The following is a 16,131-nucleotide window of genomic DNA, read 5'->3' as shown; positions in this document are numbered from 1 at the left end:
GAACCCTTATCGAATCTGTAGATCTTGCATAATAGCATTTTTAAAACTTTCCAACGTGCTTTTCTCTAGCAACTCATCAGCCATAGGCAAGCGGGTTTCAAACTCACTATAATCAAAGTCTTGTAATTTCACAGCCAAAGTTGAAACAGACTCATAAACATATAAAACATTATCTAACTTTCTTGAGTCATAAAAATCAGAGATAAAAACGGGTAAATTTAAACTTAAAGATTGAAAAAGCTTTGCGGGAATTACACCATCCATATTACCTACGTAAGGAATTATCAATGCATCACATTGTTTGTAGACTAAGTTGAGTAGCTTCCGCTCATCAGTCTCATACCCATGATAAATGACATGCTCATACTTTTCAGCGATGCCAAGTTCATCAACCCCCCAAAGGTGAAGCTTTATACCTAGTTTTGCAAACATAGGCAGAAGCATAATATCAAAGTGCTTTGAAACTGAGCCAAAAAAGCCTACATGTTTAATGCTTCGAGTTTCCTTTACAGGGAAGTTATATAGACGATTCACTGTGGGAAATAATTGCGTCACTTTATCTTGATATGACCGCTCAAATCGATCTTTTAAAAAATATGAATCGACCCAAATTCTGGAGGCCACTTGGGCGAGTTTAGACTCATATGCAACAACATTTTTTGAGATCCCTTCCCACCCTTCAAAGTTTCTTACACAATCATAAATAAGCTGTTCAAACTCAATATGATTAAGTAATTTTTTAGTAAGAGGTGATGGTACATAGCAAATAACTAGATCGTAATATTTATGAAGGCCGCTTGTTGTCAGCTTCGATAAAGAAAATTGACTTAAAATCTCATAAGGTAAATTAAATACGGATAGCTCTCTTAAATTATCCGGTACAGTATTTTTGACTGTCTGACCTTTTCTCGACTTCCCAAGATAGCTAATAACTTTATTGAAAGTAACCGATGATGTTTTCACGCCACCCAAGAAATCCACCGAAAAACCAGACTCAGCCAAGAACTTAGCTACATTTTGATGCCTTTGCCATGTGTCATCCCAAAAGATGCCACTTATGATTAATGCTTTTTTCATGAGATATTTTTACCGATTAATTCAATTATATAAGGTTGAAGAATATTTGCAGGAAACCCATCGCCAATTTGATAGCTGGTGTAGTTAAAAAACATAAAGGTTCTAATATCGATACAAACAAATAAAAACAAAATAACCAATAATTTTTTAGAGTATAAATTCTGCCTCAATGCGTACATTAGCAAAGGTATAAAAAACACTATACCACTCAACTGCAAACGAATAAAAATAGTCCTAAAAGACATAAACAGTAAAACAATACACAAGTAGGTAAAACAGAACTTTAAGTATGGAGACTGGAAATTAAAATTTATATTAAACTTATTACTCGACATAACCATAAATATTAAGAACAGACTAAATAACAACAGTTGTAAAAATAATAAATATTCACCAGCTTCATGAAAACGATAACTTCCCCACTCCCCACTAATATACATCGAGATTTTTCCACCTATGATTGGGATAGCCTGCAAGCCCGCAGTCGCATGAATCAATATGGGCTTCATTACTAACCCTAAAAAAATGGATACCAGAAGTAACTTTTTGGATGGAACAATAAATTTAGACAAGATTAAAATTGCTATAGGTACAAGTCCTATAGGATGTATTCCCAAGCCTATAATACATAACAACCAGCCTCTACTATTATCATTAATAACCTTAGCCAACCCTAGACCAATAATAGATAAACAAGTAACTGTCCGATACGAAGAAAAAACTATAGGAAATGAAAAGAATAAACAAATAAATGCCATTATAATCAGAATATTTTTTCTTTCTGAAAAAGAAGATGACAATGTTTTAAATAAGCAGTAATAAGCTACATAAATACAGGTAAATGTCACAACCTCAAAGCTAAATCCTAGTGATTTGACCACTGCATTCAATAGATACCATATAGGATATACATAGTAATATGCTACGCTATGATCTAAAGAAAAAAACAGCTCAGGATTCATGTAATCAAAAGAAATGATATATTTCGAAATATCACCAGTTCCATTTAACCTTTCGTATCCTGATGCAACTGCCGCCATAAACAAAGGCAACAAAACTCTAAACGCTTTTATATCAACTTTGTTCACTTCAATAGGAAAAACTATGAACAAAAGCAAACAAAATGGAATAATACTTGGAAAAATAAAAGCCGAAGCAGATACAACCAACCAAAACAGGTGATTGTACATCACCATATGGTGTTGTGTCGTTTTGATTGTTTTACTCACTAAAGTAAACATCATTAAGCATAGTGTTTAGATCCTTCGAGCTTCCATAAACAGAAAAAGAAGGATTCTTTATAAATCTATATGCCGCAAAATCGATAAAGTTTTTTTCCTTTGGTACCATCCAATCCTTGCCATAATGAAGATCAAATATTTGCGTTGGATCATCTGGAAGCAACAAACCGCTTTCATTCTCTTTTAAGTTAAAATCTGGATAAGTTACTTCAAAATGACTATCAAATCTCATGTACTGAAGGCCATTAACCTCCTCACAAGAAGGCTTAGACTTTCTAAAATTTGGGCACACATGCTTAATACCATCCTTATCTGAAAAAAGCGCGAAAATATCGACCTTAACGCCAACATATTCAAAAGACAGTTCGGCAAGAGTATTACCATTATCGACCGCTGAAATACCGACCAGTTTTGCACCTTGCTGTTCCAGAAACTCAACAAGTTGCTTACTTAAAGACTGACTTCCAATAACAGCAAAATCCATATCATCAGCTCTTGTGACTTGACCATCTCGATGCAGTGCCAATAGAGTGCCAAACATAGGGAAAATTGGTTGATTAGTTTTCTTTATCAACTCAAATACCAAAAAGGCCTTATCAGAGATATCTCTATGTGAATTATTCACCCCTAAAAAATTAGCTAATCCATTTTTCAATTCATATAAAAAAGGGATTTTATAATAAACATTCTTTAAAATTTTTTTTGCAACTTTCATCTTTCCACACTTTTTATTTCACGCCTAAATAGCAGGGTACGAACAATAAAAACAGAAAACTCAACTAATATAACGATCTTTACTAAATTTAATACAGACCAGAATGAGAAGAAAAATAGATTTGATATCGCTAATAAATACACAACAAAACCTACGTAGGCACTTTTATTCGCAAGCTCGGGCTTATTCAATAATGCAAAAGCAGGATATCCACTAATAGCATTAAGCACACTAAAGTAACCAGCAATAGCAAAATAACGAATAACATCTGCTTGATGTATATAATTTTCCCCATAGATAAAACCTATAATTGCTTCTGCATATGCCCAAACAATTATTACAGCAGGAATACCAACTAGAGATAACCCAAACAGAGTAACATATAGTAATTTATAATCTCTTTTAACCGAAAAATAAGGGTACAGCGCCATAGCTATTGGTGAAGAAGCAGACTGAACAACATTATACAATTTTTCACCCACACCATAGTAAGCAACACTCTTCCCGCCTATAAATATATTTGCAAAGAGCACATTTGAATAATTATAGATTGCTACAATCATTTTAGTTGAAAAGTAACCTTTGCCATCAACTAGCAACTTCTTAACTTGTATAAGATTTGGAGGTGTGAAACGAAAACCTTGAGAGTAAATGACATACTGAGCTAACACAGCACCAATTATATTTGCAATTGCGAAAAACATTGCTACAGTACCTGCATCGCTGTTTTCGGAAACAAATATCAATACGAGAAATGCATATCCAACCTTGCTAATTGCAAAAACTGCCGTAGCCCAGTGCATTTTTTCTATTCCTTGAAAAAACCAAAGAGGCTGAAAAGACATCGCCGCAATAGCAAGAAAAACCCATGCTATATACGAGGCTTCATAATCACCAAAAATACTTAATGTGGCTAATACTACTAGAGTACCAGCTAAAATTAGCACTTTAATAAAATAAGAGTTACTAATAAGAGAGTTAATAAATTTAAAATTATTTCTATTTTTTGATATTTGATAGGTATTGGAGACGTTAAAGCCATAATCTGATACAACATAGCACAAAGAGCAAATTGTTAGCATTAATATGGCTTTACTAAATTCATCAACACAAAGTTCTCGCGCTAAAAAAGGGAGAACTAAAAATGGAGCAATTATATTGATAGCCTGAGCTAAGACCATTGAAAGTACGTTCTTAGCAACAATCTTTCTGCTCATGCTATTTTGTTGCGCCCCTGAGGTAATTAACTACTATCATTGCAGTATCCAATGAACTATGAATTTCTTCTAAATGCTTTGTATCTAAAATACTTAAACTCTGTTTTATATCAGTGGTAGAAATATCTTCTGTTCTGTCTAAGTACACCACTTCACATAAATCTTTAAGCTCGTCAAATTTACCAGCCCAGTCAGATCCCATTCCAAAAATGTCAACATTGTATTTAACAACATCTAATTTTTTTTGTGCCCAGTCTGATTCAGGAATAACCTTATCTACATACCGGCAACTTTCGAGTATCTCCTTTCTTTCTTCATATGAAAAAAGAGAGCGCTTCCCTTTACCTGCGTTAAACTCATCTGTAGATAAACCCACAATTAGCTTATCTCCTAACTGACTCAAACGCTTTAAAATTCTTACATGTCCCCTATGAAAGAGATCAAAAGTTCCATATGTCAATACTGTTTTCATTCTAAACTCTTTTTGAACGTAAAGTTAAATAAACTCGCTTCAACATGCCAGTCGATAATAATCTAGGTATAATACGTATAATTAATGAAAATATTCTCTGAGTATAATTTAATAAACCTAAACCTTTATGAATTTTATAGAGCTCATACTCTGAATGTATATACTTTAACCCCTTCCTTCTCCCATACATACCAGAGCCCACTCGAGCGTCAACCAACACATCCTCTAAGTTTAAACATTTATATTTCCTAGAAATCAATCTAAGCCAGAGGTAGTAGTCTTCCATAAAGTGCAAATGCATATAAGAACCAGAATCAATCACAGCCTGTTTACGAAACATCATTGCCATATGATTAAAAGGATTACGGTACTTAGCATAATTACAGATATCAGAATTAGATAATGGCAATTTTTTAATGCTACCAGTATCATGAGGCACTACGTCAAACTCCTCAACATAGCTTGAGCAAGCCACCAACTCGGTGTCATTAGTAAATTGCTCTATCTGAAGCTCAAACCGATTACTTCTATTTATATCGTCTGTATCAAACCTTGCGACAAGATCATGAGTACACTGCTCTAACCCTGCATTGAGCGCTTTTCCTAGGCCTAAGTTTTCTTTCAAGACCACTTCTTTTAAAGGCAGCTTGTTTTTATATTTCGCTATTACTTCATACAGATCGCTTGTAAGAGGCCCATCATGAACGAGTACGACCTCTGATGCTTGCAGTGATTGGTTAACTAAGCTATTTAGAGCTAGATCTAAAAACTGTGGATTCTCTTTAATATAAACAGAAGCTAATGCGGAAAAATTTTGTACGTCCATTATTGCCCAGCCCCAGAGAGAACCACTTTGACCGTTTTAAATAATATTTTTAAGTCCAGTAATGTAGAGTGATGTTTAATATAATAAACATCATATTTATGCTTCCATATCGCATCAGCAACTGAAGCACCGTATGGGTATGAAACCTGAGCTAAGCCAGTTACACCGGGTTTAACAGCATGTCTAAATTTATAGTATGGTATTTCTTTTTCTAGTTCAGAAATAAACACATCTCGCTCAGGTCTAGGTCCAACTATCGACATATCACCTTTAAGTATATTAATAATCTGCGGTAACTCATCAACTCTCGTTTTTCTGATTATCGCCCCCACACGAGTCACTCGAGAATCTGATTGAGTGGCCCACTGGGCACCATTTGACTCAGCATCAGTTCTCATCGAACGAAACTTAATTACTTTAAATTCGTTGTTATATTGACCAGTCCTACTTTGCTTATAAAAAATAGGACCCTTACTGTCTAATTTGATCAACAAAGCTGTAAGTAACCCAATAGGCAAAGCAATCAAAATTAACACAAAAGCAAAAACGAGATCAACAATACGTTTGACAATTTGGGTACGCTTATTTGATAAGATTGAAAATGCTTTTTGATGCAAAAAGTATCCACTATGTAGCAGCTTAACCTCTGTATAACCTAGCCTACTATCAAGGTAGCTTACCAAAGGCTCTACCCAGGCACCAAACTCAGTAGCCATAACCAAAAATTGTCTTTGTTCCGGCTTAAGTTTACTTGATTGGTAATGGCAAATAACTTTTCGTGAAAGTACCCCTGGATCATAATCATTTATAACCACATCAAATGGATAGCTTTCAAATAATGAGCGTATTAAATCCACCTGCTCTTCAGGACAATAAACATATATACTTTTCTCTTTATTGGCCTGTGTGCGTGAACGAAATCTATGAGCAACTTTAGCGGGCTCAAGGTTGAAACCTTTATAATGAGGATAACTTTTCATATATTACTCAAAAATTTAAACTACGACTTTCTTCGAGTTGAAGCTGTGGAAAAGTAGTGGGCAAAGGCGGTAAAAACCGCTAGAAAACCAGATAAAAATACACCAATAATAACTATTAAAGCTCGCCTTGGAGAACTTTTCTCCTCAGGTATAATTACGGGATCTATAACTTTAAAAGCAAATTCCTCTCTGACACTTGCAAACATAATAGTTCTTACTTGCTCTTCTATTAACTTGTATAATACGCCCTGCATATCTTTCACAACTGTATTCGATACTTCATTTTCTAAAAATTGCTTATATTTTTTAGCCTCGAGCATTTCTTTCATTTTCATATGCTCATTCAACTCAACGACTAATAAGTCTAGCCACTTTGCTGCATCATATGGTGAATAGTGAGTAAGTGTTAACTTAAAGATTTGCTGATCACTACTCTGATTGATAGTTAATAGCTTCCTAAACTCCTGATATGAATAGAACAAAGATGGCTCAACAGTCTCACCTGTTGTCGTATCAACTACCCATACATCATCTTCAAAGTTGTAAAGCTTTTCATCATATACATATGTCTCAGAACCTTGCTCCCAAGACTTAACGGCCATTAATTCAGGTTTAATGTCATATTTTTCAATAAACTTCATAAGAAACTCTCGAGATTTCAAAGTCTCTAAAGTCACCTTTACGTTATTTTCACCTGATGGTAATTGCAAACCGGCAACACTCGCTAGTCCGCCTAACTGACCAGCAATTGAAGACATAGCCCCACTATCACCATTAGATTGTGGCACTAAAACGATAGTAGCCTCATACTTGTTAGGCAAATACAAAGCTAGAGCAACAGAAGCTAAGGAGCCAATAAACACAAAAATAGCAATATACAATTTCACGCTTAAGAGAACATTAAGCAGCTCCGCGATGGACACGTCTTTCTCCTGCTCCTGATCTTGTATTTTCTCTATAACTTTTGAAATATCAATTAGATTCATAAGTTAAATCCTCGCTATCGCAGCAACACCAACACCTAGCTGGTAAAAGATCTGGGTTGCTGTACTCCAAAGCGTTAAATTATCCATATGAGATGCATCCATAGGTACAACGATTGTATCGCCTGGCTCTAACTCATTCTGATAATTAACAGAGAACCAACCCGATGATTTAGGAATAAATACAGCGCCATTCGCCTTTATTACATAAATCTGTTCTTCTTTAGCTCTGTCTTTTACGCCACCACTTAGTTCAAGGTATTGATGAATTGAAATGCCAGATTTGAATAAATGTGAAGATGCGTAATTAACTTCACCAATGATAGAAATTGAATCTTGTTTACCTGGAACGTAAAGCGCATCACCATCTTGCAATACTAGAGAATCGCGCCTGTCTAAGATATCAGGTAAATCAATAACCAAACGACCAACAGCTTTAACACTTGCAAGGTCTTTAAGCAACTTGTTCATTTCTTCATAGCTGATCGAATTATTCATACCGATAGACTTTTGGAAACTTTTAGAAGCGATATCTTTTCTTAATTCATCAGATAGCTTAGCGAGCTGAAGTTGCTCTTGCTCTTTTATGGATTCTCGAGTGAAGATGGCGGCTTTAGGTTCCGCATACTGTGATAGCCCCCCTGCACGCTGAATAACATCGCTTAACGTTTCTCCTCGACTCACTGTGTAGGTACCAGGGAATCGAACCTCCCCCTCTAAAGTCACTTTATAACCATGCTGCCAGCTTGGCTGCATTAATACATTTAACGTATCTTTACTTTGCAGAGGTAATGCTAGAGAAACTTGATCATCAATATTGATTTGAATGTGTTCAAACTGTTGGTCGCTTTTATTAATCAAACGTGTCAGCTCAGCTTGCTTCACATACGCTGATTCTAATAAACCACCTGCAGCCAATATTGCCTTGCTTACTGTGGCATTTTCAGGAAGAGGGTAAACACCAGGGAAACGTACTTGCCCAAGTACTTCAATCGTTGCTGTTTTCAAACTTGTTGTTGCCTGAAATTGCAAACGTTTAATTAGAGATGTGAGTAATTCAGTACGGCTAAATGTAGCAAACTCACCTTTCTCTTCTTGGAGCAGCTCATCTTCTTCCAACGCTGCTTTTTCTAACTCTAATTGAACAGCATCATCAAAAGTTTGGACCTTATTCTTAAACTCTTGATATTCATATAAATGCCATAGTTTAACTTTGTGCTGTTGAAACTTTTGCTCTTCAGTCAAAGCTAAATTTGCAAGGGCTTGTTCTTCATTTTCTTTGTATTCAAAACGGCTAAAAATATAGACTTCATCGTTTTTGCTTAATTGCACATCTTTATTTTCTAATGCATTTGCAAGCGAGAACTGAATGACTTCAACATCACCTAATAAAGACTTTTCACGCACAATCAAAGCGTAGTTATAATCAGCTTGAGGTAATAAATCAGATTTAAGGTTTCTTAAAAGTTTATCGATTGTTAAATTTGGCTGCCACTGATAAACACCCGGTCTGACTACAGCACCAATTAAAGTTACTGAATCAACTACCTGCTCTGCAACTTCTTGAACTGTGTATATATCACCACCTTTGGGTAAGAAAGCATCGTCACTTGTAAAATCAGCAGATATAGCTAGGCTCTTCGAACCATTTTCTATTCGGCGAACTTGCACACTTTTAGTAAATGCATTCTCTTTAAATCCACCAAACATTTTAACTAAAGAAGCTTTACTCTCATTGTCCTTTAGTTCAAAAATACCCTCTCGCTTTACAGCACCTGTCACAGTGACTTGTGGTCCAGCTGTAGGAATAAATACTACATCACCAGATCGTAAACTAATATTACCTTGCGCATAGCCATTGAGTAGCAAATCATATAAATCCAAATTCGCAACCGTTTGACCACTTCGCTTAACCTGAATATTTCTTAAGCTAGCAATGTCTGTTAAACCACCACTCGCGTATAACGCATGGGTTACATTAGATAATGGAGATATCGTGTAACTTCCTGGTTTATAAGCTTCACCAACAACCATTACGCGCATAGGGCGCAACTCAGCCATAGACACAAACACACTCAAACCAATCGCTTCTTGTGAGATTTTTTTGTTAAGCAACAGCTTTAACTCATTATATGTAAGACCAGCGACTTGTACGGGTGAAAAGTCAGGGATAGACAAATGCCCTTCACCGTCGACTTGCAAAGTAAGTGATTGACTTTCTTTACCATATAAATTCAAATTAATTGAATCGCCGATATCAATAATGTAATCACCTGGAACAGATGCTACTTCTGTGGGCATAAATGAGGTTGGTTCACCGGAAAAAAGCTCATAACCAAATGGTTTTAATGCCTCTTCAGTTGGGTCAAACCGATCTTTTTGCTCTAGCTCGCTGTCTGAATCTATTTCTCTAGCTTGAACTGTATTATCTAGGCTTTGCGTACTTTGACTTTTATCTGTCACATTATTGAGCGATGATATGTCAATCCCATACTGCTTGGCTAAAGCCTGTTGTTGCGCTTTAGGAAGCTTTTTAAACTGCTCTAATTGTTCTTGTGTTGGCGTAAATGCTAAAGCATTACCAGTAAATAGCACCATCAGAACCACAAAAAACTGTCTAAGAAACTTACTCAAACTTATACCCTACAAGTCATAGCCAAAAGATTGCATATTCTACACGAATTGACGCCCATAGAAAAAGGGACTTTCGTCCCTTTTTAGCGCTTTATTGGAATTTTATCCGTTAATATTTGTTAAAAGCTGTAAACCAATGTTAATGATGTTTCAGTGTCTGTATTTTCTTTTTCATCACTTACATCAGAGTTATGCGTAATGTTATAAGCAAACTTCATTTGTAAGGAACCATTTATCTTGGTCATTAAAGCCGATTCAGATATTGTTTTGGTGTTAGTGTCACCATATTCCATTGCAACAAGCTGAGTGAAGCGTGCATTTTCAGAAATCTGCCAATTGTAATCTAACTTAGCAACACCGATCGCCTCGCTTTCTGTTTCGCCTGCTAGAGGTAAACCATTATCATCTAAATCAGAACTTTCTTTCTGATGCTCAAAGCGCTTAATACCCGGACCGATTTCAGCATTTAAATACATATTGTCACGATTAAGCAATCTTAAGCCATAACCCACAGATAAAACGGCTTCATTTCGGTAAGCACCAAAATAGTCAGAATCATAAGAACCATAAACAAATAGATGGCTATTATCTTCATTTAATTGATAGTTACCTTGTGCTGAAACTGAGTACTTCTCATTCGTACGCTCTTTCTCACGCTCACCTGCATCGTTCTCGATTTCATCTTCTTTGTAGATACCATCGAATTTGTATTCGTTATGCCAGTTTTCTAAATGATGCTTGGCTTTAATGCCACCTTTCAATGTCGTCGTTGACGTGTTACCACTTGTGACTATGGCACCTACTTCACTTGTTACATCCCACGTTTTCGGCTCTTCAGCTTGCTCAGCAAAGCTCTGAGTTGATGTAGCGGCTAAAACGCAAAGAGATAAAAGTTTAAATTTCATTTATCAATAACCTTATGATTAATCTTTATGAAGGTGAACATCCATTTGAGGATATGGAATTGCAATGTTTGCTTCGTCTAAAGCAATTTTAATATTTTCTACTAAATCAAAATAAGTTGGCCAGTAATCTTCAGTTTTAACCCAAGGTCTCACAACAAAGTTAACACTTGAGTCAGCTAACTCTGATACTGCCACTGTATATTCTGGGTCTTTTAAAATACGACTATCTTTATCTAATACAGATTGTAATACAGCTTTAGCTTGTTTTAAATCAGCGTCGTAACCCACACCTATCACCAAGTCTACACGACGAGTTTTTTGACGAGAGTAATTCACTATCGCCCCAGACATAATGGCTGAGTTAGGCATAATGATGACTTTATTATCAGGAGTCCGTAGTTCAGTTGCAAATATCTCTATGCGCTCAACACTACCTGATTGACCACCCACCTCAATGTAATCACCCGATTTAAATGGACGAAGCACAATGATCAGCACGCCAGAAGCAAAATTAGATAATGATCCCTGCAACGCCAGACCAACCGCTAAGCCCGCAGCACCTAATATCGCTACAAAAGAAGTCGTTTCAATACCAACCTGAGAAAGCGCCATCAGCACTGTAGCCGCAAAAACTAAAGCGTAAACAATGTTAGAAATAAAACCTGCGACCGTTTTATCTATTTTTCTCTTTTCAAATGTTTTTTCAGTTAGCTTGGCAAAAAATTTAGCGACCTTCACACCAACAAATAGTATTGCAATAGCTAATATGCCTTGCAGAATATAGTGAATTATCAAGTCTGAGTTTTCATTGATCCAGTTGAGTAAAACTTCCATGCATTCTCCTGATTTTTTATAGTGAATGATTTTTACGCATCATACACAGGGAATATGAACATTACCTTTATAAGAAGTATTTTTTATTAAATATAAATAAACTAAAAATTTTTCTTTGCAAAGGTAGGAATTTTATGTATTATGCGCGCCACACCAAACAAGGTGTGTTTTTGCGGCGGCTGTAGCTCAGTTGGTAGAGCCCTGGATTGTGATTCCGGTTGTCGTGGGTTCGAGCCCCATCAGTCGCCCCAATTTTCTTTCTTATTACTTTCTGCTTTTTTATTACTTTCTGTAATAATTTCAGTCTACTACTTTACTATTCATATAAAAATAGAATTTCTTTTATTACATTGTTCTCCAAGAAACGATACCTATAGCTGAAAGATTTATATCTTATCTTGGATGAATGTCATTAATTCATCGACTGGCATAGGCTTAGCAAGTAAGAAACCTTGAATTTCATCACACCCCATTTGTTGTAACCGCTCAAGTTGTATTTGTGTTTCCACGCCCTCAGCAATGGTTTTTAAGCCAAGGTTCTTGCCTAAAGAAACGATTAACTCTGCAATCGCACCTGAATCATTCTCAGGAATGTCCTTAACAAAGGCTCTATCAATTTTTAAACGTGATAAAGGCAGCTTTTGCAAATAGATCAGAGAAGAAAAACCAGTACCAAAGTCATCAATAGCAACCTCAATACCAAAACGCTTAAGCTCATCTAAAGTATCAATAACACTGCTTATTTCATCCATAACGACACTTTCTGTCACTTCCAGTTCTATTTTACTACTGGGCACTTGAAACTGCTCAAGGGTATCCATAACAGTTTTCGCATAATCAACAGTTTTGAATTGTGGCACAGAGACATTCACAGCAACACAAATGTCCAAGCCTAATTGAGCAAAGCGCTTTTGTTGCATACAGGCTTGCTCTAAAACCCATTGCCCAATTTCCACGATTAACCCCGAACTTTCGGCAAGTGGTACAAAAATACCTGGCGAGATATAACGCCCATTGCCTGAAGGCCATCGTAATAGCGCCTCACAACCAATTATTTGCTGTGTCTTTAAAGAGAATTGAGGCTGATACCAAACTTCTAGTTTATGTTGCTCAAAATCGCTTCTTAGCTGCCTGATCAAACCTAGTCGCCAAGCCATTTTTTCTTCTAAGTCTGAGGTATACCAATCGCAAATTTGATGGCTTTGTTTCGCTTGGTTAAGCGCAATATAGCCCTTTTTAAGTGTTTCTAGCCCAGAGTCACTAAAGTCTTCGCTCTTACAAAAACCTATATGAAAATGAATAGATAATAAGTGCTCTTTTAATTGGTAAGGAATAGTTAAAACGTCAATCAAGGCTTCTTCATGAATACAGCTTGTAGGCAGTAAAAATGCAAACACGTCAGCCCCAATTCGCGCCAAGCTTTTCGCATTTAGTATGTCTTGCTCTAATCGCTGCATAACCGCCATTAAGAGTTGGTTACCAACTTCTTGACCTAACCCATTATTAATGTCTGAGAACTGAGCAATATCGAGCAAAATAAGTGATAAGGTTTCATGACGCTCAATTTTTTGTAATTGCTCAACAAAACTAGTGCGATTGGCCAGTTTAGTAAGGGGATCTTTATAAGCTACTTCGCGGATCTGGCTAAACAATTTTATATTATCGAGACCAACACTCACATTTGCTAAAAAGATTTCTGCGAATTGGATCTGACGCGGCATAGGAGAAAGCGAGAGCTCGATATAAATTGCAGCTTGCTCGTTGTTCTTTTCCAAGAATAAAGTCAGGTCATGCTCAGTCTGTTGATGTTGCCTTTGATCTATACAGTTTTTTACCTGCATAATAGCTCGACCGTCGTCTAATTGCTCAACCCCTTGACCTATAAACTCATGGTATTGGGTCGTCCCACCAAGCAAGACCAGAGAGTTAGAGCCTGCTACCTGCGCGCATACAAAGCCGTTGGCATCATTTGCTAGAATATTGGCTAATTGCATAACTACGGCTTGGCTGAAACCGCTTATATTGTTATGGCCTAGAATCGCATTTGAAGCATTTAGGATATTGGTCAGCCCTTCACTTTGAGCCTCGAGCTCACAGATCTGTTGGAAAGAGCGTAACGCAGTCATCAATGAAGTAACGAGTTTACTGCGCGTAAGCTCTGTTTTCATTTTATAGTCATTAATATCGTATTCACGGATCACCTGCTCTTCAGGTGCGTGACCAGGTTGCCCTGTACGAAGAATAATACGCACGTTATGGTTATCTAAATCTTCTCTGACTTTTTTAACAACTTTAAGGCCAGCATCATCTGTTTCCATCACCACATCGAGTAATAACAGACAAATATCCGGGTTTTGCACTAATTGTACAATCGCTTCTTCGCCCGAGTATGCATGATGAAAGCGTAACGATTTACCCCAAAATTCAACACCTGATAAAGCAAGTTTAGTAACCGAATGAATTTCAGGATCGTCATCAACTACCAGAATGTCCCAGTGCCCATGAGGCTGAGTATTTTCTGAAGCATCATCATCGTGATCTAAAAACAAAAAGCCCTCTTGTTCAGACGCCATTCAAAGTCCTTCAACTTTTACCGCTTTAGTTAAAGTTTTATTATTCTTAATAAAACATAAATGAAGTGGATATGTAAATTTACATTAAGGTATAACTTAATTGCTCGCAGAGGTAAACCCAGTGATTACAACAAAAACTACATAATAATAGCGTATTTATCTAGGCCATTAATTTATTATAGTCTATCTTATCGAAATAAAAGAAAAACCAGATCTAACTTTTAGGCGCGAGGAGTGTAAATATTTCTGTTAGAGCAAAATTTATCAAGTCCAGCCTGGTTATGTTAATTATGGCCTTACTTGTGGCGGTTTCTTTACCGCGCCAGCTCATGGTCTCTCAACGTGCTGAATTAAATTACCAAACAGCAACTATCGGCAAGCAATTATTTAACTTGGCCCATTGGCCAGTTTTAATGGCATGGCAGACTTATGGAGAGTCACTCGCTGTTCAAACCTCTTCACCTGGTAATATTTTAGGTTCAAATGCATATATCGTATCCGACTATGCTGAAATAGAGATCAGCATAACATCGAAAACTAACAACACTCTGAAATACTCTTTATTAGTTAACAGAGAACACCGCTTGTCAGGTGAATTTGCCATTAAGCAAACAAAAAGTCGGTCTGAAATAAGTCATACACTTCAGGGAACAATCCACTCTCCTATCATCGGCGGTTTTATAGTGCTTTATATTCATTCATTAGTTGATAATATGTTTAATGTCAGCATTAACAACCTTGATACACAACTAAAGCTGGCACATTAAGGACATGCAATGTCAGTAAAGCAGGCAAATAGTCAATCAAAACTAGCTTCACTCATTGAGGAAAAGCTGGGCTACCCATTGGTGAAAAAAGCCAAAGTTAATCACTCATTAAATCAAACCGATTACTCGGCACAAGGTAAGCGCACGATTGAGTGCTCAGTTCAATCTAATGATTCGATACTCAAACGAGCACTAAAGCGCCAGCAATTACAAAAAATTCAAAGGCAAAACAATTTAGAAACCATCATGGCTGGGGCACTCAGTTTATGCCCTGATGTAGTGAGCAAAGGTCGACCTGATCCTGACTGGCTTGAACACTTTATTAGACTTGCTGAAGATATATCTAATCATGCTATGCAAACTTTATGGGCAAAAATCTTAGTAGGAGAAACAATCTCTTCCGGTACGTTTTCGATTAAAAGCCTGCAAGCTCTCAAGCAAATGACACAAAAAGAAGCCAATGCATTGCAAAAGTGTGCGCCTTTATGTGGCTTTGTTGAACAAGAAGGGAGCTACTTAATCATACTTGGCTACTACAAAAAGCCATCATTTTTCGATTTGCTAAGAAAAGGTAATAAAGAATCGATTAATCTGGCATTGGCAGGGTTGAGCTTTCCTAATATCTTAACCTTGATGGATATTGGCTTACTATATCGAAAAGAAATAGAGTCTCTGAGTTTAAAACAAGGGCAAAGCTTTAATCTTAGCTTTCAAAGTAAAAAGCTCACACTAACCGCCAAAAGTAATGAGTTAGTCCTGAGTTATTATAAGCTCACACAAACTGGTGAAGAGTTAAAACGACTCATCACAGCACCAGTTAATAAACAATATAAACAGCTACTGGAGCAAGCAATGCAAGACGAGTTTACCTGCGAGTGGCATTAAATATGCCAAAACTAAAATTATC

At 36.6% G+C, this 16,131-nt stretch carries 14 protein-coding genes and 1 tRNA gene; 3 read left to right on the top strand and 12 right to left on the bottom strand.

The window, feature by feature from the left end; all coding sequences use genetic code 11:
* Positions 1-6 precede the first annotated feature (6 nt).
* The 11 genes from CWB72_RS05425 to CWB72_RS05375 all read right to left on the bottom strand — a co-directional run bounded on the left by CWB72_RS05425 (position 7) and on the right by CWB72_RS05375 (position 11,884).
* A complete protein-coding gene (locus CWB72_RS05425; protein WP_138629756.1) occupies positions 7-1,077 on the bottom strand; it encodes a hypothetical protein in 1,071 nt (356 codons plus the stop codon).
* The gene (locus CWB72_RS05420; protein WP_171037225.1) at positions 1,074-2,306 is read right to left on the bottom strand and encodes an EpsG family protein; all 1,233 of its coding nucleotides are present in this window, start codon (positions 2,304-2,306) and stop codon (positions 1,074-1,076) included. The genes CWB72_RS05425 and CWB72_RS05420 overlap by 4 nt, the downstream gene beginning before the upstream one ends.
* On the bottom strand, positions 2,299-3,033 hold the full coding sequence (locus tag CWB72_RS05415) for a hypothetical protein (RefSeq protein ID WP_138629752.1): 735 nt from the start codon (positions 3,031-3,033) through the stop codon (positions 2,299-2,301). Before CWB72_RS05415 ends, CWB72_RS05420 begins: the two co-directional genes overlap by 8 nt.
* Complete coding sequence (locus CWB72_RS05410) at positions 3,030-4,250, bottom strand: oligosaccharide flippase family protein (protein WP_138629750.1); 1,221 nt, start codon at positions 4,248-4,250, stop codon at positions 3,030-3,032. Before CWB72_RS05410 ends, CWB72_RS05415 begins: the two co-directional genes overlap by 4 nt.
* Before the next feature lies 1 nt (position 4,251).
* On the bottom strand, positions 4,252-4,722 hold the full coding sequence (gene tagD / locus CWB72_RS05405; RefSeq protein WP_138629748.1) for a glycerol-3-phosphate cytidylyltransferase: 471 nt from the start codon (positions 4,720-4,722) through the stop codon (positions 4,252-4,254).
* A 1-nt stretch (position 4,723) separates the two neighbouring features.
* Positions 4,724-5,548 (bottom strand): glycosyltransferase, encoded by an 825-nt coding sequence (locus tag CWB72_RS05400; RefSeq protein ID WP_138629746.1) that lies wholly within the window; start codon positions 5,546-5,548, stop codon positions 4,724-4,726.
* On the bottom strand, positions 5,548-6,528 hold the full coding sequence (locus tag CWB72_RS05395) for a sugar transferase (RefSeq protein WP_138629744.1): 981 nt from the start codon (positions 6,526-6,528) through the stop codon (positions 5,548-5,550). The genes CWB72_RS05400 and CWB72_RS05395 overlap by 1 nt, the downstream gene beginning before the upstream one ends.
* Before the next feature lie 20 nt (positions 6,529-6,548).
* Entirely contained in the window at positions 6,549-7,514 is a 966-nt protein-coding gene (locus CWB72_RS05390) for a Wzz/FepE/Etk N-terminal domain-containing protein (protein WP_138629742.1), read from the bottom strand.
* A 3-nt stretch (positions 7,515-7,517) separates the two neighbouring features.
* On the bottom strand, positions 7,518-10,109 hold the full coding sequence (locus CWB72_RS05385) for an SLBB domain-containing protein (protein WP_171037227.1): 2,592 nt from the start codon (positions 10,107-10,109) through the stop codon (positions 7,518-7,520).
* A gap of 155 nt (positions 10,110-10,264) precedes the next feature.
* Complete coding sequence (locus CWB72_RS05380) at positions 10,265-11,050, bottom strand: DUF481 domain-containing protein (protein ID WP_138566214.1); 786 nt, start codon at positions 11,048-11,050, stop codon at positions 10,265-10,267.
* 18 nt (positions 11,051-11,068) lie between these two features.
* On the bottom strand, positions 11,069-11,884 hold the full coding sequence (locus tag CWB72_RS05375; protein WP_138629738.1) for a mechanosensitive ion channel family protein: 816 nt from the start codon (positions 11,882-11,884) through the stop codon (positions 11,069-11,071).
* Positions 11,885-12,059: 175 nt separating this feature from the next.
* Here CWB72_RS05375 and CWB72_RS05370 point away from each other — a divergent pair.
* A tRNA-His gene (locus CWB72_RS05370) sits at positions 12,060-12,135 on the top strand.
* A gap of 135 nt (positions 12,136-12,270) precedes the next feature.
* On the opposite strand, the gene CWB72_RS05365 is transcribed toward CWB72_RS05370, so the two are convergent.
* Positions 12,271-14,457 (bottom strand): bifunctional diguanylate cyclase/phosphodiesterase, encoded by a 2,187-nt coding sequence (locus CWB72_RS05365; protein ID WP_138629736.1) that lies wholly within the window; start codon positions 14,455-14,457, stop codon positions 12,271-12,273.
* Between the two features lie 290 nt (positions 14,458-14,747).
* Between CWB72_RS05365 and CWB72_RS05360 the strand changes: the two genes are divergently transcribed.
* Together CWB72_RS05360 and CWB72_RS05355 are read left to right on the top strand one after the other, a co-directional pair.
* Complete coding sequence (locus CWB72_RS05360; RefSeq protein WP_138566211.1) at positions 14,748-15,224, top strand: hypothetical protein; 477 nt, start codon at positions 14,748-14,750, stop codon at positions 15,222-15,224.
* 9 nt (positions 15,225-15,233) lie between these two features.
* Entirely contained in the window at positions 15,234-16,109 is an 876-nt protein-coding gene (locus CWB72_RS05355; protein ID WP_138629734.1) for a TIGR03899 family protein, read from the top strand.
* Positions 16,110-16,131: the final 22 nt, after the last annotated feature.

The organism is Pseudoalteromonas phenolica (assembly GCF_005886345.1).
In the GTDB taxonomy this organism is placed as follows: domain Bacteria; phylum Pseudomonadota; class Gammaproteobacteria; order Enterobacterales; family Alteromonadaceae; genus Pseudoalteromonas; species Pseudoalteromonas phenolica_A.
The sequence above is the reverse complement of the archived record's forward strand: the minus strand, read 5'-3'. Positions and strand labels throughout refer to the sequence as shown.